This is a genomic window from Nostoc linckia z4, from assembly GCF_002608075.1.
Taxonomy (GTDB): domain Bacteria; phylum Cyanobacteriota; class Cyanobacteriia; order Cyanobacteriales; family Nostocaceae; genus Nostoc; species Nostoc linckia.
Genome location: NZ_LAHA01000004.1, coordinates 47,451 through 68,978 on the forward strand (window position 1 = coordinate 47,451; position 21,528 = coordinate 68,978).

At 41.9% G+C, this 21,528-nt stretch carries 18 protein-coding genes and 1 pseudogene; 14 read left to right on the forward strand and 5 right to left on the reverse strand.

Annotation, left to right across the window (positions count from 1 at the left end; all coding sequences use genetic code 11):
• Window positions 1–587 precede the first annotated feature (587 nt).
• Together VF06_RS40330 and VF06_RS05010 are read left to right on the forward strand one after the other, a co-directional pair.
• Complete coding sequence (locus VF06_RS40330) at window positions 588–725, forward strand: hypothetical protein (protein WP_180267350.1); 138 nt, start codon at window positions 588–590, stop codon at window positions 723–725.
• Between the two features lie 178 nt (window positions 726–903).
• Window positions 904–1,350 carry a tellurite resistance TerB family protein gene (locus tag VF06_RS05010; RefSeq protein WP_099066204.1) on the forward strand — a complete coding sequence of 149 codons (447 nt, stop codon included), beginning with the start codon at window positions 904–906 and terminating at the stop codon, window positions 1,348–1,350.
• Between the two features lie 172 nt (window positions 1,351–1,522).
• Here VF06_RS05010 and VF06_RS05015 read toward each other — a convergent pair whose 3' ends face one another.
• Window positions 1,523–1,942, reverse strand: a complete 420-nt coding sequence (locus VF06_RS05015; protein WP_099066203.1) for a hypothetical protein — start codon at window positions 1,940–1,942, stop codon at window positions 1,523–1,525.
• A gap of 46 nt (window positions 1,943–1,988) precedes the next feature.
• On the reverse strand, window positions 1,989–2,549 hold the full coding sequence (gene cobU, locus VF06_RS05020) for a bifunctional adenosylcobinamide kinase/adenosylcobinamide-phosphate guanylyltransferase (protein WP_099066202.1): 561 nt from the start codon (window positions 2,547–2,549) through the stop codon (window positions 1,989–1,991).
• 652 nt (window positions 2,550–3,201) lie between these two features.
• On the opposite strand from cobU, the gene VF06_RS05025 reads away from it, so the two are divergent.
• The 4 genes from VF06_RS05025 to hpsU all read left to right on the forward strand — a co-directional run bounded on the left by VF06_RS05025 (window position 3,202) and on the right by hpsU (window position 6,902).
• Window positions 3,202–4,008, forward strand: coding sequence for a hypothetical protein (locus VF06_RS05025; RefSeq protein WP_099066226.1), 807 nt, complete (start codon window positions 3,202–3,204; stop codon window positions 4,006–4,008).
• A 305-nt stretch (window positions 4,009–4,313) separates the two neighbouring features.
• A complete protein-coding gene (locus VF06_RS05030; RefSeq protein WP_099066201.1) occupies window positions 4,314–5,249 on the forward strand; it encodes a glycosyltransferase family 2 protein in 936 nt (311 codons plus the stop codon).
• Window positions 5,250–5,270: 21 nt separating this feature from the next.
• Window positions 5,271–6,227: a glycosyltransferase family 2 protein gene (locus tag VF06_RS05035; RefSeq protein ID WP_099066200.1), complete on the forward strand. Its 957-nt coding sequence runs from the start codon at window positions 5,271–5,273 to the stop codon at window positions 6,225–6,227.
• A 96-nt stretch (window positions 6,228–6,323) separates the two neighbouring features.
• Window positions 6,324–6,902: a hormogonium polysaccharide biosynthesis acetyltransferase HpsU gene (gene hpsU / locus VF06_RS05040; protein WP_099066199.1), complete on the forward strand. Its 579-nt coding sequence runs from the start codon at window positions 6,324–6,326 to the stop codon at window positions 6,900–6,902.
• Window positions 6,903–7,119: 217 nt separating this feature from the next.
• Here hpsU and VF06_RS05045 read toward each other — a convergent pair whose 3' ends face one another.
• Together VF06_RS05045 and cpcD/petH are read right to left on the reverse strand one after the other, a co-directional pair.
• On the reverse strand, window positions 7,120–8,484 hold the full coding sequence (locus tag VF06_RS05045; protein WP_099066225.1) for a homoserine dehydrogenase: 1,365 nt from the start codon (window positions 8,482–8,484) through the stop codon (window positions 7,120–7,122).
• A 165-nt stretch (window positions 8,485–8,649) separates the two neighbouring features.
• On the reverse strand, window positions 8,650–9,897 hold the full coding sequence (cpcD/petH, locus tag VF06_RS05050) for a bifunctional rod-capping linker CpcD/ferredoxin--NADP reductase PetH (protein WP_099066198.1): 1,248 nt from the start codon (window positions 9,895–9,897) through the stop codon (window positions 8,650–8,652).
• A gap of 1,332 nt (window positions 9,898–11,229) precedes the next feature.
• Between cpcD/petH and VF06_RS40335 the strand changes: the two genes are divergently transcribed.
• The 8 genes and pseudogenes from VF06_RS40335 to VF06_RS05085 all read left to right on the forward strand — a co-directional run.
• Complete coding sequence (locus VF06_RS40335; RefSeq protein ID WP_180267719.1) at window positions 11,230–11,394, forward strand: hypothetical protein; 165 nt, start codon at window positions 11,230–11,232, stop codon at window positions 11,392–11,394.
• A gap of 307 nt (window positions 11,395–11,701) precedes the next feature.
• A complete protein-coding gene (locus VF06_RS05055) occupies window positions 11,702–12,706 on the forward strand; it encodes a phosphoribulokinase (RefSeq protein ID WP_099066197.1) in 1,005 nt (334 codons plus the stop codon).
• Window positions 12,707–12,961: 255 nt separating this feature from the next.
• Window positions 12,962–14,236, forward strand: coding sequence for a methionine adenosyltransferase (gene metK / locus VF06_RS05060; RefSeq protein ID WP_099066196.1), 1,275 nt, complete (start codon window positions 12,962–12,964; stop codon window positions 14,234–14,236).
• Between the two features lie 232 nt (window positions 14,237–14,468).
• A complete protein-coding gene (locus tag VF06_RS05065; protein WP_099066195.1) occupies window positions 14,469–14,765 on the forward strand; it encodes a hypothetical protein in 297 nt (98 codons plus the stop codon).
• A 203-nt stretch (window positions 14,766–14,968) separates the two neighbouring features.
• Window positions 14,969–15,358 (forward strand): hypothetical protein, encoded by a 390-nt coding sequence (locus tag VF06_RS05070; RefSeq protein WP_099066194.1) that lies wholly within the window; start codon window positions 14,969–14,971, stop codon window positions 15,356–15,358.
• A gap of 459 nt (window positions 15,359–15,817) precedes the next feature.
• Window positions 15,818–18,148 (forward strand): WD40 repeat domain-containing protein, encoded by a 2,331-nt coding sequence (locus VF06_RS05075; protein ID WP_099066193.1) that lies wholly within the window; start codon window positions 15,818–15,820, stop codon window positions 18,146–18,148.
• Window positions 18,149–18,371: 223 nt separating this feature from the next.
• On the forward strand, window positions 18,372–18,602 hold the full coding sequence (locus tag VF06_RS05080) for an EF-hand domain-containing protein (RefSeq protein WP_099066192.1): 231 nt from the start codon (window positions 18,372–18,374) through the stop codon (window positions 18,600–18,602).
• A gap of 130 nt (window positions 18,603–18,732) precedes the next feature.
• A pseudogene (locus VF06_RS05085) lies at window positions 18,733–18,990 on the forward strand (Uma2 family endonuclease); the annotation flags it as partial.
• 29 nt (window positions 18,991–19,019) lie between these two features.
• Here VF06_RS05085 and ptsP read toward each other — a convergent pair.
• Window positions 19,020–21,527, reverse strand: coding sequence for a phosphoenolpyruvate--protein phosphotransferase (gene ptsP, locus VF06_RS05090; RefSeq protein ID WP_099066224.1), 2,508 nt, complete (start codon window positions 21,525–21,527; stop codon window positions 19,020–19,022).
• Window position 21,528 lies beyond the last annotated feature (1 nt).

Consider the following 21,528-nt stretch of genomic DNA (forward strand, 5'->3'; position numbering starts at 1 on the left):
TTCTTAATATTTTTCTGGGCGATCGCTTTCCTCTGGCGGTTCAAAAAATCGCAATATTTCTTCACATTTTGCCCATACCATTGTCCTCAGTAGCTTTCAGCAGTCTGAGAAAAATAACGTCTTGATTATTTAAAAATTTTTTAGGGTTTGTTTTTTCTCAGTAGAATCTTGGCATCGTCCATCGTTCTGCTTTTGTATATGCACTGAGATAGATGCACGTGACTAGAAAATTTGTCAGTAAAATCTCTAGAGTATTTGCTAGAGATTTTAGAAAATAGTCAAGAAAAATCAGCTTTTTGTAGATATTTAGTTTCTTGACTCTTTGTAACTGAATTGACGAATTCCAGAACAATGTTTACGGAAGTTGAAGGTGCCGTAACTTTTGTTTGGACTTTTGTCTCAGTATTTTCTTTTACAAATACTCTTTAAAGTTCATCAAATCTTCAGGAAGAAAAAGTTTCACCATTGTTCTGCAAGAGCTAAAGTTTTGTTAAGATGCAATTGCTAGCACTTTTTCAGCGAAATTCACCTATCACCATGTGGAGAAATAAAAAGTACTAGCGGCACAAAGTTTAGCAGGTGAAGCAATGACCACCTACATTTTTTTTGACGAAGCCCTACGAATGCTGACCAATGCTTTTTTGATATCAGCAATACTGTTAATAGCAGCTTCTGGTATAGGTTTGGCAGTAATTGAAACAATAGAGAAGACAGGAGAACGATAAGTTCACACAATAACAGTGTACTTATTCCCAAAAACCATTGGGTACAAGTGTTTGCCATGAAATCATCCTGGGAACACTAAACTATAAAAGTCTCACAGCGTTGCAGTTTCACCTGGTAGTCCAGCAAATGCACAGGCAACTGTATCGCTATTGAGACCTTAACGAAGGAGCTACTACAATGGGTTTACTCGATGCTGTGTTGGTTACAGGAAGCAAAACTCAACCAGTACTGAATTCAGCGGAAGCTTTTGCTGTTATAGTTCTGATGGCAACTGCTCCAGACGGTTACCTTTCCGTCGAACAAGCGAACTCTATCACTTATGTGCTATCTCGGATGCAACTTTTTAAAAGTTATCCCCATGAAATGATGAAGAGTCTGCTCGATAAAATTTTATCTATTTTCCAAGGGGAGCATTTTAATAGTTTATTTAATGCTGCTAAAGATTGTCTATCTCAAGACTTGCGCGAATCAGCCTTTGCAATAGCTACCGACTTAGTCTTGGCTGAAGGTGTAGTAGCTGAAGAAGAAAAAAACTTTTTAAATGATTTGTATCAAGCTTTGGGTGTTTCCAGTGAAATGGCAATACAAATTATCCAAGTAATCTTGATTAAAAATCGGGTATAGGGTAACAAAAAAAATATCCGCTATTTAATCTATGTGAATAGCCGATAAATTGCATTAAATTTCATTGATTGCTTTGAGAAATAGCGTTATCAAGTAATAAGCAAAAGAAAGCTAATGTTTCTCCATTGCTGAGACGATCGAGAACTGTTAAGCCTACCAAGTGTTTGTTAGTTCACACACTATTATCCAACAGCCTAGCGTGGATAATTTTGAGTTGCTCCTGGGTCTTAATGGGAGTTCGTGGCGTTGGTAATTCAGTATTAGGCCAGTTCCATAAATCATTACAAGGACATAACAAAGCCGGCATCCCAAGGTTTCGTGTAGCTACTGGCATTGTGCAGCGACAACAAGGTAGCATGTCCCATGTCGATGTCAACAGTTGGGCAATAGTTTCTTCTGTACCTTCCAGATGACACTCACCAGATTCTTGTGAGAGAATCTGCTCCCAGCATTCCTCAAATTCTGTACTATAGCGATCGCCATCTAGCACAGACTTTGGCAGAATGCTTGCCTTGCCGTTGCCGACGATTACTTTTTTACCTAGTTGAAACCAGTAGGCGAGATATGCCTTAACTTCTTGTTTAGTAGCCATACTCTCAATTGTAAATTTTGATCGGGATTTTTCGGAGGTTCAATGTTTAATTTTGAATTAAGTCTTTAGATGTTGGTAATGGCGAACCAAGAACAGTGAGATTGAGAGCATAGCCACCAGTGATTAGATAAACAGCATCACACAGCGAACTTAGGCGGCGTACCAAAGAGCCAAGGCGATCGCGGAACATCCTACCAACAGGATAAGCTGGCACAATCCCCCAACCTACTTCTTCCGCTACAAACAGCATATCAGCAGCCACCAAATCCACAGTCTCTAAAAACTCTACCACCAGATTTTCCCAACTTTGGTCATCTTGTTCTAGGAGATTCGCTACCCAAGTTCCCAAAGAATCAACCAAAAGACAAGTATGGGGTTTCGCTTCAGCAAGGGTAGCAGACAGTTCCACAGGTACAGACAGAGTTACCCAATCTTGGGGACGACGTTTTTGGTGTTCTAAAATACGTTGGTGCCATTCTTCATCATCTGGGTTATCAGTGGCTGTAGCTACGTAAATAACTGCTTTCCCCGACTCTATAGCCAGAGTTTCTGCCCACTCACTTTTACCAGAACGAGCGGGCCCTGTGACTAAAATGACTTTACTCAAAAGTTACTTCCTAAGTATCTTCACAATATGGCTACGTTTGCAGTTTATCATCACAGGAGTGGGGAGATGGGCAGGTAGGGAGGTGGGGAGATGAGAGTTATTGTACAAGTTTTTTCTCCTCTGCCCCTGGAGGCTCTTGTGCCTCATGCCCTGTTTGGCCAATGCCCAATGCCCAATGCCCAATACCCAATACCCAAATAATTAAAAGGGAACTCTTAACAGGCAATAGGGAATAGGGAAATTCCCATACTTAAAAGTAGGGGATTTGTACAAGGACGCATTTTTTCACAGCATGAGTGTTCCCTTAAAAAATATTTTTTTTGTTTTCATAAATAAATTTAGTTGCTCTGAACCCAGTATTAGAGCAGGTTTTTCCACTATTCCCTATTCCCTATTCCCTATTCCCTGCCCGGAGGGCTTGGTAAGATTTTTAATTCTAAATAACTTTTAAGAGATAAAATTAGCACCAGCATCATTGCGAATTAATAATTACAGTAGATTGCAATTTGGTGAAGTAAATAAATTTAAGTCTGTGAGACAGCTATCTAAATTGTTTTACTAATGACTAGGATAATTCACCGATTCTGCTGTATTTTTCAAGTCGGGATTGAAAACCCGCCAATAACTGGACAGCAAACTATAGGGTATGTTTATGAAACCAGGCTTAAAACGTATTGAAGCAACTCTACACGATTTAGGAACTCGTGGCACTGACTCTGCTGCTGAAGCAGGAGATTCAACAAAGCGGCCTTTCTCTTTTAGAATCAGTGTCACAGCCAACGAACCCACAACAACCACAAACACTTCATTTTCTCAGGATGATGAAGTCAAGATACAAGAACAAGCAGCTGGCGTTAGTGTTGATAAGGAACAAAATTTATTTCCTCACCACGACTCTGTGCAAACCTTTCAAGCAGAAGATAGTACAAGCAGAACACCGAGCCTACCCAAGTTCAAAACTCCCAGCATCAGTAGCCATCGCCACGGAGCCAATCCAGGCTTGGCTATGAGTATATTGCAAGAAATTCAAGAAAGTCTTGCTAGTTGGCAAACAGAATTACAAAATATTTTGCAGCAAATTCAGGATATTTACTTAGAAGGGCCGATTGTCAATGGTTGGTTAGAATCCAATTTTCAGGAACCAGAACCAGGTGGAACTGCAACACTCCGCCATGCAGAAATTGACAGGCTAATGAACTATGTTGAAGAAATTTGCGCTAATGGTGGAAAAGTGTCCTACCAATCGTCTGCTACTAGCTATCGCCTCTGCGGTGTGGACGATTCTGGTAAAGTTTGGTCGCGCCCATGTCCAGCAGATCAAGTTCCCACCGTTAGTATAGCGATCGCTCGTTACCAAAAGTTACGTCAGTTGTTGGGGCGTAAGCAAACTTTGGAAACGCGTTTGGCTCAACTTGCCCAAAGTCTTGTAGTTTTACATAGCCACATTCAGCAAACGTGAAGCTTTGAAGATTTTTTCCGAAAAAACTCGGTTGGTGGGCAGATAAAATTTAGTTTAGATTAACTAAGACTAAATGTGCATTAGATTTAACAACCAGAATTCAGGAGTCAGTCGTCAAAATTCAGTTAAGAATTTTGTATCCGTGACAAATGAATAAAGGGTGAACATTACACCAAAATTTCCCATTTGGTGGTCTTCAATATAGTAGCGGGATTCAAATCCTCTAAATATATTGATTCTGAATTCTGGATTCTTGCTGAAGATTTTAATCTAAAATCCCACATCTAAAATCCCCAATTAAATCTATGCCAGATATCCAAATCTCTGCCATTATCTGTACCCACAATCGAGATACCTACTTAGGTGCTGCAATTGATAGTCTTTTAGGACAGGATTTTGCCGCTAATTTTGAAGTTGTAGTAGTTGATAATGGGTCTAGCGATGGCACTCGCCAAGTAGTAGAACAAAGAGCTGACGATCCTCGGCTCAAGTATATCTTTGAACCCACCATCGGCTTATCCGTCGCCCGTAACACGGGTGCAAAAGTGGCTAGTGCTGATATTCTGGCTTATCTTGATGACGATGCCGTTGCGAGCAAGGGCTGGCTGCAAGTTTTATATTCTGCCTATTACAATAACTCTAAACTAGCGATCGCTGGTGGCAAAGTCACTCTCATCTGGCCTGAAGGAATGCAACAACCAAGGTGGCTATCTCCAGGACTATCAGGAAATCTAGGTGCATACGACTTGGGTGACGATATCATCTACATTCAGCAACCAGGCTCCACACCAAGAGGCTTAAATTACTCCATCCGTCGCAGTTTTTTAGAAGAAATTGGAGGTTTCGATCCTCATCTTGGTCGAGTAGGGAAAAATCTATTATCTAACGAAGAACTACAAATGACCGAATTTGCCCTACAACGTGGATGGCAAGTTGCTTATCTTCCAGAAGCACTAGTAGCTCATAATGTTGCCCCAGAACGCCTGCAACGTTCTTGGTTTTTAAACCGAGGCTGGTGGCAAGGTATTAGCGAGTGCTATCGAGAACAACTCGCTGGTAGGGCTGGTATCGCTCAATTACAACGAGGGGGCGAACGATTTTTGCGCGGTTTGTACAAAGCATTGCAATACTTCTTTGACCCAGCAGAACGATTTGACAAACTTGTGTATGCTTACGGTCAAATTGGCTACTTAAATGCAGCTATTCAAGGTCTTTTATCCACATCAAATAAGAAGTCATAAATATCATAAATTATAATTCTTATGTCATCTAAAATACCAGTTTCTGTATTAATTCCTGCCAAAAACGAACAAGCCAACTTACCAGCTTGTCTCACTAGTCTCAGTAGAGCAGATGAAATATTTGTAGTCGATTCTCAAAGTAACGATAATAGTGTCGAAATTGCTAAAAGTTATGGCGCTAACGTCATTCAATTTAAATTCAACGGACATTGGCCTAAAAAGAAAAATTGGTCTTTAGATAACCTACCTTTTCGTAACGAATGGGTACTAATTGTAGATTGCGACGAACGCATCACTCCCGAACTTTGGGAAGAAATTGAGCAGGCAATTAATCAAGATGAATATAGTGGTTATTATCTCAATCGCCGGGTATTTTTCTTAGGCAAGTGGATTCGTTATGGTGGAAAATACCCCGATTGGAATTTGCGTTTGTTTAAGCATAAAAAAGGACGCTACGAAAATTTACATACAGAAGATATTCCCAACACTGGCGATAACGAAGTTCACGAACATGTAATTTTACAGGGTCAAGTTGGGTATCTGAAAAATGATATGCTCCATGAAGATTTTCGCGACCTTTATCATTGGTTAGAACGGCACAATCGCTATTCAAATTGGGAAGCTCGCGTTTATTATAATATTCTCACAGGTCAAGATGATAGCGGCACTATTGGTGCAAATTTATTTGGTGACGCAGTGCAACGCAAACGCTTTTTGAAAAAAGTATGGGTACGCTTGCCATTTAAGCCTCTTTTGCGGTTTGTGTTATTTTATATCATCCAACGCGGCTTTTTAGACGGCAAAGCAGGATATATATATGGACGATTGCTGAGTCAATATGAATATCAAATTGGAGTTAAACTTTACGAATTACGAAATTGTGGTGGTCATTTAAATACTGCAACTACAGCAAAGCAGGAAATTATTGAGCAGGGAAGTCGAGGAGCAGAAGGAAAACTATTGACCATTGACTCCTAACTCTAGCAATTTTAGATTTTGAATTTTGAATTTTGGATTGGAGGAGAAATTTAAAATCTAAAATCTTAAAATCTAAAATCTAAAATCCAAAATTGAATGACTAATGACAAACCTTTTGTAGATTTACGCAAATATAACCAATCTTGGTTCGATCGCGGGCGTCCTGGTTGGTATATTTTATTATGGTGGTTTGTACAAGCGATCGCCTTTCCTCTGACTCCTCAACCGTTAAATATTTTACGTTGTACTCTACTACGATTATTTGGCGCTCGTATCGGCAAAGGCGTATTGATTCGACCCACTGCGCGTTTTACTTACCCCTGGAAAATTACCATAGGCAACTACAGTTGGATTGGAGACAACGTGGTTTTATATAGTCTCGATGAAATTAACATCGGCGAACAGTGCGTAATTTCCCAGAAAAGCTACCTCTGTACTGGTAGCCATGACATCCAAGACCCTGCCTTTGGCTTGAAAACAGCAACCATCACCATTGAGAATGGTGCATGGGTGGCGACAGATTGTTTCATTGGGCCGGGAGTAAAAATTGGTGCTAACGCTGTAATTGGCGCTCGTAGCAGTGTTTTCACCAGTATGCCTTCTGGACAAGTTTGTTGGGGAAGCCCCTGTCGTCCGAATAAAGCTCGGATAAAACTCGATCCTGTTAGTCATTAGTCAATAGACTTCTTGCAGAAGTCGGGAAAAGGGGGAAAGGTTTGGTATTTTACCTTTCGCCAATAAAGATGTATCCCTTTTCCCACAAGAGTGCAAAAAGCACTCTTGTGCAAGAGGTCTATTGGTCATTGGTCATTAGTGATTAATATCAACTTGTTATCAAAATCTCTCCCTTGTCCCCGCGTCCGTCTACACAATGATGGAATATTTATTCATCTCAAAGTACCCGCAGTAAGCTGGGAATGCTTTCTACAGCTTCCAGACTCTCAATTTCTGCCAAGGCTTGCCGGAAGTTACCTTCCCGCACATCATGGGTGACAACTACAATCTCTGCTAGTTCCCCTTGAAAGCCTGTTTGCACAATTGATTCTAAGCTAACGCCATAGTTACCAAAGCAAGTACCCAATTTACCGATAACTCCAGGTTGGTCATTCGTAAGGAAACGGGCATAAAACCGAGTTATCAATTCTGCCATCGGCACAATTTGGCTATATTCGTGATGTCCGCAAGCTAATAATGGATTTAGCGAACCGATTTTGGATTGATTATCAGTACTAACTTTTTGCGATTTTAAACTTGCAGCTAAATTCAAGATATCTGAGGTTACAGCACTGGCGGTTGCACCAGCACCAGCACCAGGGCCAAAAAACATTACCTGCCCAATGGGTTCTCCTTCCACAAGGATGGCATTATAAACTCCGTTGATGCTAGCCAAAGGATGTGCTTTCGGCACTAAAGTCGGATGAACTCTCACGGAAAGAGGAGATAGGTAAAATTTTTGCGCGTCACCGTATCCCCGCGTCTCCCTATCCTCTTCTGAGGAAGTAATTCTTTTAGCGATCGCTAACAATTTAATCACAAATCCCAATTTTTCGGCGTAGGCTATATCTGTTTTGCTGACTTGCCGAATGCCTTCGGTATACACATCTTTGAGGTTGATACGTCCGCCAAAACCTAATGATGCCAGGATGGCAATTTTATCAGCTGCGTCTAAGCCATCAACGTCGGCTGTGGGGTCGGCTTCGGCATAACCCAAGTGTTGGGCATCAGCTAAAACATCACTGAAGTTGCTACCTTCTGTTTGCATCCGGGTGAGGATGTAGTTAGTTGTACCGTTAACAATACCTGTGACAGCTTGAATGCGGTTAACGCTTAAAGATTGCTTCAAGGGTTGAATTACCGGAATTCCACCACCGACTGCGGCTTCTAACATCACGTATACGCCTGCTTGATTGGCTGTGGTGAAAATTTCTGCACCAAAACGGGCGATGACTGCTTTGTTGGCAGTGACTACGTGCTTGCCATTACTTAAAGCTTTGAGAATGAGCGATCGCGCTGGTTCTAATCCGCCCATGACTTCTACTATTATATCCACTGCCGGGTCGTTGACAATGGCTTCTAAATCTGTAGTCACCACATCGGTAGATAATTCTACTGCACGGGGCTTATCAAGCGATCGTACCCCCACACGGCATATTTCTATCTCTTGTAACAACGGGTGACGCCCAGTTTTGTCTTGTAACAACTGCACTGTACCCGTTCCCACGGTTCCTAATCCCAGTATTCCCAGTTTGACACCCACAAATTTTGCACCCAATTTCACCAATAAAAATTGTAGGTAGAGCGATTGCCCTACCTACTGATTATCCTTCTTCTTTAGTCTTTTGTCGTTTGTTGTCAGTCGTTAGTCACTTGCCCTTTGTTTTTTGAATAACTAATGACTAATGACTAATGACTAATGACAAAATTAGTAAGTTTCTACGTGCCAACGACCAGCTTTTTTGATTTGCTTCTGGTAATCACTCCAGGTGACGCCTTCTTTAGCAGCAGCAGCAGTTAAGGCTGCATCAATGCCATCTTCCATACCCCGCAAACCGCAAATGTAGGTGTGAGTTTTTTCATTTTTAATCAACTGCCACAGTTCATCTGCGTGTTCCGCTACGCGGTCTTGGATATACATTCTACCGCCTTGGGGATTTTTCTGTTCGCGACTGATGGCAGCAGTCAGGCGGAAGTTATCAGGATATTTTTGTTGAATTTCTTCCAGTTCTTCCTTATATAAGAGGTTTGGAGTTGTCGGCACGCCAAATATTAGCCAAGAGAATCCTTTAAATTGGTATTCTGGGTTAGCTGCTCTTTCTGCGTCTTTAAATTGACGCCACAGATAAGCCCGCATTGGCGCAATACCTGTTCCGGTTGCCATCATAATTACATTGGCTTCGGGGTCATCGGGTAATAACATTTCCTTACCCACCGGCCCTGTAATTTTCACTTCTTCCCCTGGTTTGAGGAAACACAAGTGTGTCGAGCAAACACCGTAGACTGTTTCGCCAGTTTCTGGGTGCTTATACTCTAGCTGGCGGACACACAGTGATACTGTCTTATCATCCACATCGTCGCCATGACGAGTTGAGGCAATGGAATACAATCTGAGTTTTTCGGGCTTGCCGTTCTTGTCCAATCCTGGTGGAATAATGCCGATACTTTGACCTTCTATGTACTTTAAGTTACTGCCAGACAGGTCAAACTTGATGTGCTGAACAATACCAATTCCGCCTTCTTTGACTAGCGGCTCATTAGATATTACCTTGCCAATAAACGGAGCATTGGGACGGTAAGTGTTAACAGGAACGTCACCGTGGTCTTTTTTGGCTTTCGCTTGAGTCATGGTGTTGCCTTTCTTGTCCTTCTTCTCTAGCTGTGCTTCAGCTTTAACTTCAGTATTAATAGTCACAGGTGTGGCTTTACCATTAACTTGCCCTAAAGCAGCTACAGGCTGGATGCTAACAATAGTGCCGCCTAGACGAGTGATACGTCGCATTTCTTGATTCATGCGGTTGTAAGGCACTCTGATGAACACACTGCCACTTTTACGAATTGGGTAGTTTGTTTGATCGGTTTCTTCGCTCTGACGCAGACCTACCACTTCATAGAGGAAGACGCGGCTACCTAATTGTGTGTTGGCAGCACCCTCAACAGCACCTTGATTGTTCATTCGTTCTACCACTCCGATATTTACTTAACCGTTTTTCAAAAAAAAACTATTCCCCTACCTTGCCAGCTTTAGTTTACCGGATTTTCGTTTCACAAAACTGACCTTCTGGAAAAACGACATCACTAAGTGATGCCTTGCTAAGTACACTCACCGAAGACATCCAGGCATAGTAAAAAACACACCTGTTCACCTTCTAAGGTAAAGGATAAGTCTTTTGGAGAATGTTAATAATGAATCAATTTAATCTTTTCTTCGTTAACTACCACCGATACTTTGTTGCTAGCTTTTGTCTAGAAATAACAATGTTGCATCAGAGAGGACAAGGCGTATAAATCGATGCACTTATTAAGCATCTTATCCTTGACCTTACTTGGCGAAATCTACTACTCTCATCAAATATTCATAGCTATATTTATTACTTGGTCATGTTTAACTACATGACTAGTACAATTGGAGCTAGGAACATAACAACAGAGAGAACTGTGATTTAAGCAACTATAATCAGTTTTACTTGATGTGAAAAATCTGTCAACCTCCATCAAAAGCTTGTTACTACAGTTTGTAATTTTACTTGTGGGTCTCAACCTGACTCGAATCACTGCCAAGAAAACTGCAAAAAATAAACAACCGCATGTGATGGTTAACTTTAAAAGGGAATAGGGAACAGGGAAATCCCCACAATTAAAATAAGGGGATTTGTATAAAGACGTATTTTTCACAGCATGAGTGTCTCGAAAAAATCTTTTTACCTTTTCTCATTAGGACTTACGCAAGAACTCTCTGAAACTCTTATTCCTTCGTGTCCTTCTCTGACGAGACGCTGCGCGAATGCGTCCTTTGTGGTAGCCTGCGGCAAGCCGCTCGGCGTCTACGTTTTTTCATAATTTTGCGTAAGTCCTGTTCATAAATAAATTTAGTTGCTCACAAACCTAATATTCGAGCAGGATTTTACAACTGTTGCCTGTTCACTATTCGCTGTTCCCTGCCCAAAGGGCTTAGTCAACTGATGGAGTTTGTTGCAGATGTTGAATATCAAAAGCTTGTAGTAGCAGTATTTCCACTTAGTGGTTAAAATCTATAGATTTTGCATCTCTGGCTAAAATTTCAGCTATCGTCCATTTTAGGCAATACATCTTTTGGTGTTGGCTATTGACTGTAGACGATTAACTGTTAACCGTTAACAGTCAATGAATTCAAAGCCCAATTGCTTACTATTTTTATCAATGGAATCTTGAATGTTGAGAACACTGAGATTTCTATTTGAGTTTATCCATAAATTTACACCCAATAATTTTACTCATACAACTTAGGGAGTCATTCGTTAGATAGATTATGGTCTCAAATATGTTGCAGTCTTTGGGCGTAATAATACTTGCCAAGGCCAAAAAACTTGCCAAAGATATCAATTATACCATTACAACACCATTAGATAAAGTCACAACTAGCAAACAACAGAGCAGTGGAATACTTACAGGTAGTATCGATCCCTCACGGTAAATTAACAGCTCAATCATCAAAATGATTAGTAAACCAAACTAATTCTTGTTAACATCAAATCTTGTATGGGATACCCCCTTCTGTTAAAATCAAATATACCACTAGGATTAAATACTTACCGGCACTTAGATTCAGGCTAGTCCAATGAGTAGCAACTTATGAGTTTTAAATTTGTTGTTTACTTGTTGATGTCTTATAGCAGTGCTGGGTAGCAAGAACGCAGGATAAACCAAAGGGGTAAACTCCTGGCTTCAGAATCTGCTGTGTGAAAAATTATTGACACAACTTTAGTATTAAGAGGAGATTTATGACAAGTAAGCCGGAACGCGTGGTACTGATTGGAGTAGCCGGAGACTCTGGTTGCGGTAAATCTACGTTTTTGCGTCGTTTGATAGATTTGTTTGGTGAAGATTTAATGACAGTCATCTGTTTGGATGACTATCACTCCTTGGATCGCAAACAGCGCAAAGAAACCGGGATAACTGCACTAGACCCCAGGGCCAACAATTTTGACCTGATGTACGAGCAAATCAAAGCGCTCAAAAATGGTCAAGCGATTGATAAGCCGATTTACAACCACGAAACCGGCTTGATCGATCCGCCAGAGCGGGTAGAGCCGAATCACATTGTGGTAATTGAAGGGCTGCATCCTTTATATGATGAAAGAGTGCGATCGCTAATCGACTTTAGCGTTTATTTCGACATCAGTGATGAAGTCAAAATTGCCTGGAAAATCCAGCGAGATATGGCTGAACGCGGTCATCGTTACGAAGATGTCTTAGCACAAATCAATTCCCGCAAACCTGACTTTGAAAAGTTTATTGAACCACAAAGAGAATTTGCCGACGTAGTTCTTCAGGTATTACCCACAAACTTAATCAAAAACGATACTGAGCGTCGAGTCCTACGGGTACGTATGCTCCAGCGGGAAGGAAAAGAAGGCTTTGAGCCAACCTACCTATTTGATGAAGGCTCAACAATTCATTGGACTCCCTGCGGACGCAAACTCACCTGTTCTTACCCTGGTATGCAACTGTACTACGGTTCAGATGTCTACTATGGTCGCTACGTCTCAGTATTAGAAGTGGATGGTCAATTTGACAACCTAGAAGAAGTCATTTACATCGAAACCCATCTCAGCAATACATCAACCAAATATCAAGGTGAGTTGACTCACTTGTTACTCCAGCACCGTGAATATCCAGGTTCCAATAATGGAACTGGCTTGTTCCAAGTACTTACAGGTTTAAAAATGCGTGCTGCTTACGAACAGCTGACAGCTAAAGAAGCAAAGTTAGCAATTCAAGTCTAAAGCAGCAGGTTTGTGTCAAAGCTTGCAGGGGCACTTTTCGGAATGCCCCGCTTTTTTTTGTCTTCTTCAAAACATTTTACCGAGAAAATAATTAGCGTAAATTGTATCTTCCTTACTTGTAGTTAGTAGTTTTAATCGATCTTCAAAAGACACTAACGACTCCAGTATAAATGTTGTTATGATTTCATAAATTAGGTAGCTGGACTAAATAACGCATTTAGTTAGCGAAAATACTCTAACAAGGAGGAACAACCTTTGTCTCGTCGATATTTATTTACCTCCGAGTCAGTCACTGAAGGTCATCCAGATAAAATCTGCGATCAGATTTCTGATACCATCCTTGATGCTCTACTGACACAAGACCCAAGCAGTCGTGTAGCCGCTGAAGTAGTTGTTAATACTGGCTTAGTGCTAATTACAGGTGAAATCACCACCAAAGCCAATGTAAATTTCGTCAATCTCGCCCGCAAGAAAATTGCCGAAATCGGCTATATCAATGCTGATAACGGCTTTTCTGCCAACAGCACCAGCGTTTTGCTCGCTTTAGACGAACAATCACCTGATATTGCCCAAGGCGTCAACACGGCCCAAGAAACCCGCCAGCAAGATAGTGACGAACAGTTCGACAAAATTGGCGCTGGCGACCAAGGTATCATGTTCGGTTTTGCTAGCAACGAAACACCAGAATTGATGCCCTTGCCCATCAGTCTAGCTCACCGCATTGCTCGCCGATTAGCAGCAGTTCGCAAAACAGGTGAATTACCATACCTGCGTCCTGACGGTAAAACTCAAGTAACTGTAGTTTATGAAGATGGACGTCCCGTAGGCATTGATACTATCTTGATTTCCACCCAGCATACAGCCAGTATCGGTGAAATCACAGATGAGGCAGCAGTACAAGCCAAAATCAAACAAGACCTATGGTCTGCCGTAGTTGAACCTGTTTTTAGCGACATCGACGTTAAGCCTAACGAAGCAACACGCTTTTTAGTCAATCCCACAGGTAAATTTGTGGTTGGTGGGCCTCAGGGAGACTCTGGTCTAACAGGACGGAAAATAATCGTTGACACCTATGGTGGCTATTCACGGCATGGCGGCGGTGCTTTTTCTGGCAAAGACCCCACCAAAGTAGACCGTTCTGCGGCTTATGCAGCTCGTTATGTGGCAAAGAATATTGTCGCCGCTGGCTTAGCTGATAAAGTTGAAATCCAACTTTCCTATGCTATCGGCGTAGCGCGGCCAACCAGCATCTTAGTGGATACGTTTGGTACTGGCAAAGTCGATGAAGAAATCTTGCTGGAATTAATCAAGCAGCACTTTGAACTGCGTCCAGCAGGAATTATCCATACCTTCAACTTACGCAACTTGCCAAGTGAACGAGGCGGACGTTTTTATCAGGACGTCGCGGCTTACGGTCACTTTGGTCGGGCTGATTTAGACTTGCCTTGGGAACAGACAGATAAAGCAGAATTGTTGAAGCAAGCAGCTAATGAATCACTTTCAGCAGCTGTGGCTCAGGCATTAAGTTGAATTGAGAATTGGGGTAAAGGGTAAGAAAAATCCTTTTCCCTTTCTTGCAAAATTATTTTTGCAAAAGCTTTATTCAACCTTTGTCCTCATATTGTTTCACTTTTAGATTGATACAAATACTTTAATAGGGGCGCACAGCTAGCTGTGTGCCCCTATTAAATAATCATATGTATCTAGATTTTCAGAAAATGCGATCGACCCCAATTTCCACAATCTAAAATCCAAAATTTCAATGAGAGCAAGAATCGACAATAAATTACTTTTTATTCACCATGAGGATTTACCAGAGTTCAAAAAAGGCGGTTCGGTGGTCAGAAATTCATATTTCTGGGCACTACGTTCAATTGCTGGTCAAGCTTCCCGTTATCGTGATTGGGAATACGAACCAGAGGTTTGGCTGGCGCTTTCGCGAATGCTATTATCCTTCGCTGAATCTGGGTATTTAGGTTATAGAGAGACTATTCTGGAGTTTCCTTTGTCTCAAGGAGAAATTCCAGATGTGTTGCGAAATGTATCCACTTGGGAGTAGAAAGGATTTTAGATTTTGGAAAAATATAGATAGAGACGTTGCAATGCAACGTCTCTACATCAGGTGTCATGAATACGGGCACTTAAATGAGCTTCATTCCGTCAGCATTAGCCATCATGGACAAATCTTAGTTAACAGCAATACTGAAATCTGCTAGTTCTGAGAAAACTATGAAAATGCCGCAGTTAGTGTAGGAAAATAACGTGAAAATAAGCTTTATTGCTAAAACATTAATTACATCCATAGGGTTCTTAGGTTTATTTACCCCCAGCCAAGCATCGGCTCAAGTGATACCACAGCCTTGGGTTTCAGTAGGTGGCAAAGATGGGGATATAACTTATGCTGTGGGAGCTAGGGCTTTGAATTTTGGAGTTGAAGTAGGAACTGGCCCTGATGGCGCTACAGGAGTAGATGTTTTGAAATTTATTAGTTTGCCTGTAGTTTCACCTTATGTAGGAGTTGGACTGTATTCAGAAGATAAAGGTGTTGCGGTTTCAGGTGGCGTTCAGGTAGGCGCTAGTGATAATGTTTTTGTGGGTGCTGGCTACAATTCTGTTCGTGGCTTTAATGGACAACTGGGAATCAGATTTTAACAGTTGGCTTGAGGTATTTCTAAATTAAAAAACATCGAAATATTCTTGTGGAGTGCATATCTTGTGTAACTAGAATTATGGTTGGACGAGACGCCCATCCCACAAGATTATACAAAATTCAATACTTAATTTATTGGTATTTCTTGAGGAATAGGTAATGGGAAATAAGGGATAGATTTTTTAACCAATGACTCCTCCTCCAGGTATATCTTCAGGGAAATACAAAATCTAAAATCCATAATCTGTGGATTAAAGGAATTACTAGATGCTGCCTCTCAACCCCACATCATAGGCCTGATAACTGTTTGCAGAAAATTTGGACAATACATGCTATCTTTTTGGATAGATGACATGCCATAGACAAAGAGTAAAGCGATTGTCTATACAATGTCCAACACTCGGCTATTATTCAGATTTTCAGCACACTGTTAGTGTTATTTATTTAACAGGACTCTTCCTATGGAGCCAGGGCTAAGATTACTAATTCAATTGGTATTAGAGTTTGCACCTGTAATTGTAGACCTGATACAAAAGAGAAGGGAAGAAAGTCTGACTACAACTAATTATCTATTGCCTACAGTTATTAATGAAGCTGTCAGATTTGGCAAGAATATGATGGCAGAAAATGATAGCTATGATGGAAGTTTTGAACAAACAAAACTTCTGCAACAACAATTAGCTGTTTATCAGCGTGAAACACAATTAAAAGTAGCAGATCAAGAAAGAGAGACTGCTCTTAAGTTACCAGAAGTATACAAAATTTTTGAGAGTTGGCCTTTAAGATTATACCCCTCACAAATTTTAGAATCTCATACAAATCAAGGGCGGACTCCGCTCAAAATCTTTCTTGCTCCTCCGCAAATAAAATTTGACCAATTTGAACTTAGGAGTGATGGCGTTTCTGAAATAGAATTAATGTTGGCTGAAGGTTTAAGAAAATTATTCAATCAACATTATTCTCTCCACAATCCTATTAGACCAACAGAATTTTTAGCAGGAGCTTGGGATAGTAAACGTTTTCATAGTGAATCCAGTATCAAGGCTTTGTATGGCATTCTAAAAACAGAACCAATTTTAATTTTAGAGTCAGAAAATGATGGAGATTACCTCAATTTTCGGATTGGTTATTGGGGATTAAAACAAGGTAAGTATTACTACAAAACAATTGCACGGTTATCTTATAAAGAAATTCTTCAGGAATCTGCCAAAAGACGCGCTTGGGAGTGGAAGAAAATTCGAGATGAATTATTGGCGTTGGGAGAAAACTTAGAAGAAATCAATCTTTTGGGCAGAGATAATGTACTTAATTTGGCAATTTTAGAAAAATCAGAAAAATGGCAGGCTCAAGGTATTGATGTGAGCAAGTTATCCTTGCAATATCAAATTAATCATCAAGATTTTGAACAGCTTTGCCAGGTGTTGATTAGTTGTCATTTTCTGGTTGCGGCTTGGGTAGCGGATATTTATCATTTAGTTCATCATGATGTAGCGCCTTTGCTGCCAAAGTTGCTGCCAAGTTTGCTCAAAGATGCTTTTGATTTCCAATCTGTGGAAGCAATAGCCACAGGTTATAAACAAGTCTACCAAGCTCTAGAAGAGGAACGACGTTGTTGGGTTCCAGAGTTGGCTTTGCAGTTAGCTCAAAGTTTATCTCATTTACCCGATCGCTCTTGGGCACAAGAACAAATTGATTATTCAGTTAGCACATGGTTGGAATTACGTCAAGCTTCATCACAGGAATTTGCTAACCCCTTGGAGGCCATGCAATCAGCTGTGAAAATTGAAGATGAAGAATATTTCCAAAACTTAAAAGAATATTTTACAGCTGTGAGCGATCGCCAAAATATTCTAGCTGTAGAAAAACTCCTAGAAGCGATCGCCATTCTCAAACACAAGCGCACCTTAGAAAATGCCAATCTCCGGTATACCCTTATTGGACACGCTGGCAAAGTTACCTCTGTGGCCATTAGTTCTGATGGCGAAATTTTAGTTAGTGGCTGTGCAGACAAAACCATCAATCTGTGGAATTTGCAAACCGGCAAACTCATCCGCACTTTGACAGATAATTTAGGTGAAGTTTCATCTCTAGCAATTAGCCCCGATGGTAATTTCCTTGCTATTGGTAGCTGCGAACACCCCAAAAGTAATGTCAAAGTCTTGCATTTAAAAACAGGCAAAGTATTGCACACACTTTTAGGGCATCAAAAACCAGTAAATGTTGTGGCAATTAGCCCAGATGGTACAATTCTTGCCAGTGGCAGTAATAAAATCAAGATTTGGAATTTAGATAAAGGCGACCGCATTTGTACCCTTTGGCATTCATCGGCTGTTCATGCCGTGGCAATCAGCCTTGATGGTACAATCCTTGCCAGTGGTAGTTCTGACAACAAAATCAGGTTGTGGAATCCACGCACAGGTGACCCGTTAAGCACGCTAAACGGTCATGATGGCGGAGTCAATGCAATTGCCATGAGTCCCGACGCACAACTCCTCTTCAGTGGTAATGCTGACACAACCATCAAAGTTTGGCATTTCGCCACTGGTAAACTGCTGCACACATTAACCGGACACTCACAAGCAGTAAAATCCCTAGCCGTTACTCCAGATGGACAAACTTTAATTAGCGCTAGTGCAGATAAAACCATCAAAATTTGGCGAGTTTCCACAGGCGAACTACTGCAAACCCTGACTGGTCATTTAGAGATGGTGAATTCTCTCGCCCTGAGTCCTGATGGTAAGTTACTCGCTAGCGGTAGTACAGACCAAACCATCAAAATTTGGCAAATATAGCACAATACAGTTCAGTTAAGCAATTTTTTACATCTGTTTCTTCTCTCTGTGTGTACTCTGCGCCTGGAGCGGTAGCCTGGGGCAAGCCGCTGCGCGTCTACGTTAAAAAAAGTGCCAATCGAACGACAGAAGGATGTTGCAGTTTTTTTTATACTAGGGATGATTTTGGCGATCGCTTTATTCCTGTACGATCGAAGAACAATTAATTACAAATAGAAAAATTATGGCAACCGAGCAAGAGCTTCAATCTCTTTTTAATACCTTGGATACCGATGGAGATGGTAAAGTCTCGAAAAATGAGCTTTTTTTAAGCCCAGGCTTAAGTGCAATCATCTCAGCAGAAACAGGTGTCAGTAGTCCCCAGGAGTTGCTGAGTATGTACGGAGATGAAGACGGTAGTATCACCTTTGAAGAGTTAAAGGCAGTTGTTGAAAAGGCTGGGAATTTAAAGTAGCAATAAATTCTGAAACACCCCACCCGCCTCAATACTTGTCGGGTTTTGGGGAAAAGGGGAAGGGGAAAGGGAAAAAAACCTTTAACTTTTACCCTTTAACCTTTACCCTTTACCCTTTAACCTTTTCCCAAACTGGAGAGATGATTATTTAAAAAAAGCTGCTGACTATGAAGCAGTAGGTATCGCGGAATACTGGATTGTAGATTATGCAGCTTTAGGTGGTAGACGATTTATCGGCAATCCCAAACAACCAACTATCTCAGTTTACTTGTTGGTTGAGGGGGAATACCAAGTCCGACAGTTTCTTCAGGGCGATATCATTGAATCACCAACTTTCCCGGAATTGAATTTAACTGCTGAACAGATTTTTCAAACCGCCAACATGTAGAGACGTTGCAATGCAACGTCTCTACATTTTTACAAGCGTGGGTGCGCCGATGGTTCTCTTACTTGTTGTGCGGAATCTTGTTCTAATGCTGATGCTGCGATCGCCTGACTTTCGACTAAACTTAACTGATGAATTCTCTGCTTAATTGCAGGTATGCTTTGAGGGTTCACACTTAATTCATCTAGTCCCAAACCTAGTAAAATCGGTGTTGCTAAAGGATCGGCTGCCAATTCGCCACATAAACCGACGGAAATTCCTGCCCTATGGCCAGCCTCAACGGTTTGTTTTACCATCCTTAAGACTGCTGGATGCAAGGCATCAACTAAATTTGCCACCCGTGGGTTGGTGCGATCGCCTGCCATAATATACTGGCTCAAGTCATTGGTGCCGATACTAAAAAAGTCTACTTCAGTGGCTAATCGTTCGGCCATGGCCACTGCTGAGGGCACCTCCACCATAATTCCTAGTTTTATTCCTGCATCGAAGGGAATACCAGCTTGCTTGAGTTCAGCTTGCACTTCACCCAGAATTGCCTTAGCTGCCCGCACCTCCGTTAAAGTAGCAATCATGGGCAACATAATTTTAATTTGGTGTCCGACACTAGCTCGCAAAATTGCCCGCAATTGAGTTTTGAAAACTTCTGGATTCCCCAAGCAAAAACGAATTCCCCGCCAACCTAAGAATGGGTTGGCTTCCAGAAATCCTACCCTCAAATAAGGAAGTGGTTTATCGCCACCGATATCCAAAGTCCGAATCAACAACGGACGATGCTCCAAAACTTCAGCGATCGCCTGATACACTGCTAGTTGTTCTTCTTCTGTGGGGGCGCTGGTTCTGTCCAAATAAAGAAACTCGGTGCGGAGTAGTCCCACCCCTCCGGCACCATTAGCTACAGCCACTTGCACATCATTAATACTACCGATATTGGCAAAAACGCTCACTTGCCGACCATCAGAAGTAATTGCTGGCTGGTGTGCCGTGGCTTGTGCTTGCTGTTGGGCAGCTTGCCAAGCTTCTCGCTTTGTCTGAAGCTGTTCTAGAATATCTAACTCTGGTTCTACCCAAGCTTTGCCGCTTTCACCATCCAATGCCATGAGGGTACCATCTGCCAAATGCAACACCTGGGCATCTAGTCCCAAAACTGCGGGAATACCCAAAGTCCGGGCGATAATTGCACTGTGGGAAGTAGCACTCCCTGAAGTTGTACAAATCCCCAACACCTTTGTGGGGTCTAGTCCGGCGGTATCCGAAGGCGTTAAATCGCTGGCTACCAAAATCGCTGGTGATTCTAGATGCAAGTTGGCTGGGGCATTGCCAGTGAGTAAGCGCATCACCCTTTGCCCCACATCCACAACATCGTCCACTCGTTCTTGCAAATAAGAGTCTTCAAGTGTGCGGTAGGAAGAAGCCACTTCATCAACTACGGCTTGCCAAGCAGCTTCGGCATTGATATGGTGTTCTAAAATGCGCCCATGAGCCGCTTCTAAAAGAACTGGATCTTCTAAAAATAGTAAATGGGCATCAAAAATGGCGGCTTCTGCATCGCCAATTTGAAAAGATGCTTGGGAGAACACCGCTTGAATTTCTTGGCGGGCGATGTTAATTGCAGCTTGTAAACGTTGCCACTCAGATTCAGTATCTTCTACGTGATATTCCGTAACTGTAATGGGGGCGGGTTGATAATGAACCATAGGTGCGATCGCCACTCCCGCAGAAGCCGGAATTCCCACGAGTTCGCCATCAGTGCTTGGGGTAACTTCGCGTTGCAACACTGCTGAATAATTCAAAGTTGCATTATCTTCGCCAAAGTTAGTTGCAAACAATACTTGCAATGCTGCCAGTGCTGCATCTGCATCAGCACCTGTGGCAGTAATTAGCAATTCGTGTCCTTGACGCACCCCTAAAGTTGTGACTTGGTTAATACTATCGCCCCGGACTAAGGCAGTATTTCTAGTTAAATTTTGCACCAGAATTTGAGATTGAAATCGGGCTGCCGTTGCCACAAACTGGGCTGCCGGACGGGCGTGTAAACCCAAGCGATTGCTGACAGTTAGCCGAATTTCTTGCCTTGGAGATTCTGCATTGCTGGCTGGGATGTCGCTATCCCCAACCGACGCAGGGCTACTAACTCCAGCCAATTGAGTTGCTTTTGCTACTAATGCGCCCCGTGCCTCCGCCATCACTTGCTGAATGTTTCCACCAGCCGCAGCAGCTACCACAGCAGCCATCGTACCTTCCACCAGAGGCGCTTCACACAAATACACTTTTTGCCGTTGTTCCTCCGACAGAAACTCCAGCGCCATTTCTGCACTGAGTAAAGCACTACCCAAATCCATTAACACCAAGACACCATCATCAGAGAAAACAGCAGCGATCGCTTCACTCACCTGGATAGCATCTGTACCCAAAGGATTTTGGGGATCTTCAATCCCTGCTGCAATGGCGATGGGAACTTCACCCCGAACCATTTGTGCGGCGAGTTCCCGCACACCCAAAGCTAGTTGTTTACTGTGAGAAACTATGACAATTCCGACCACT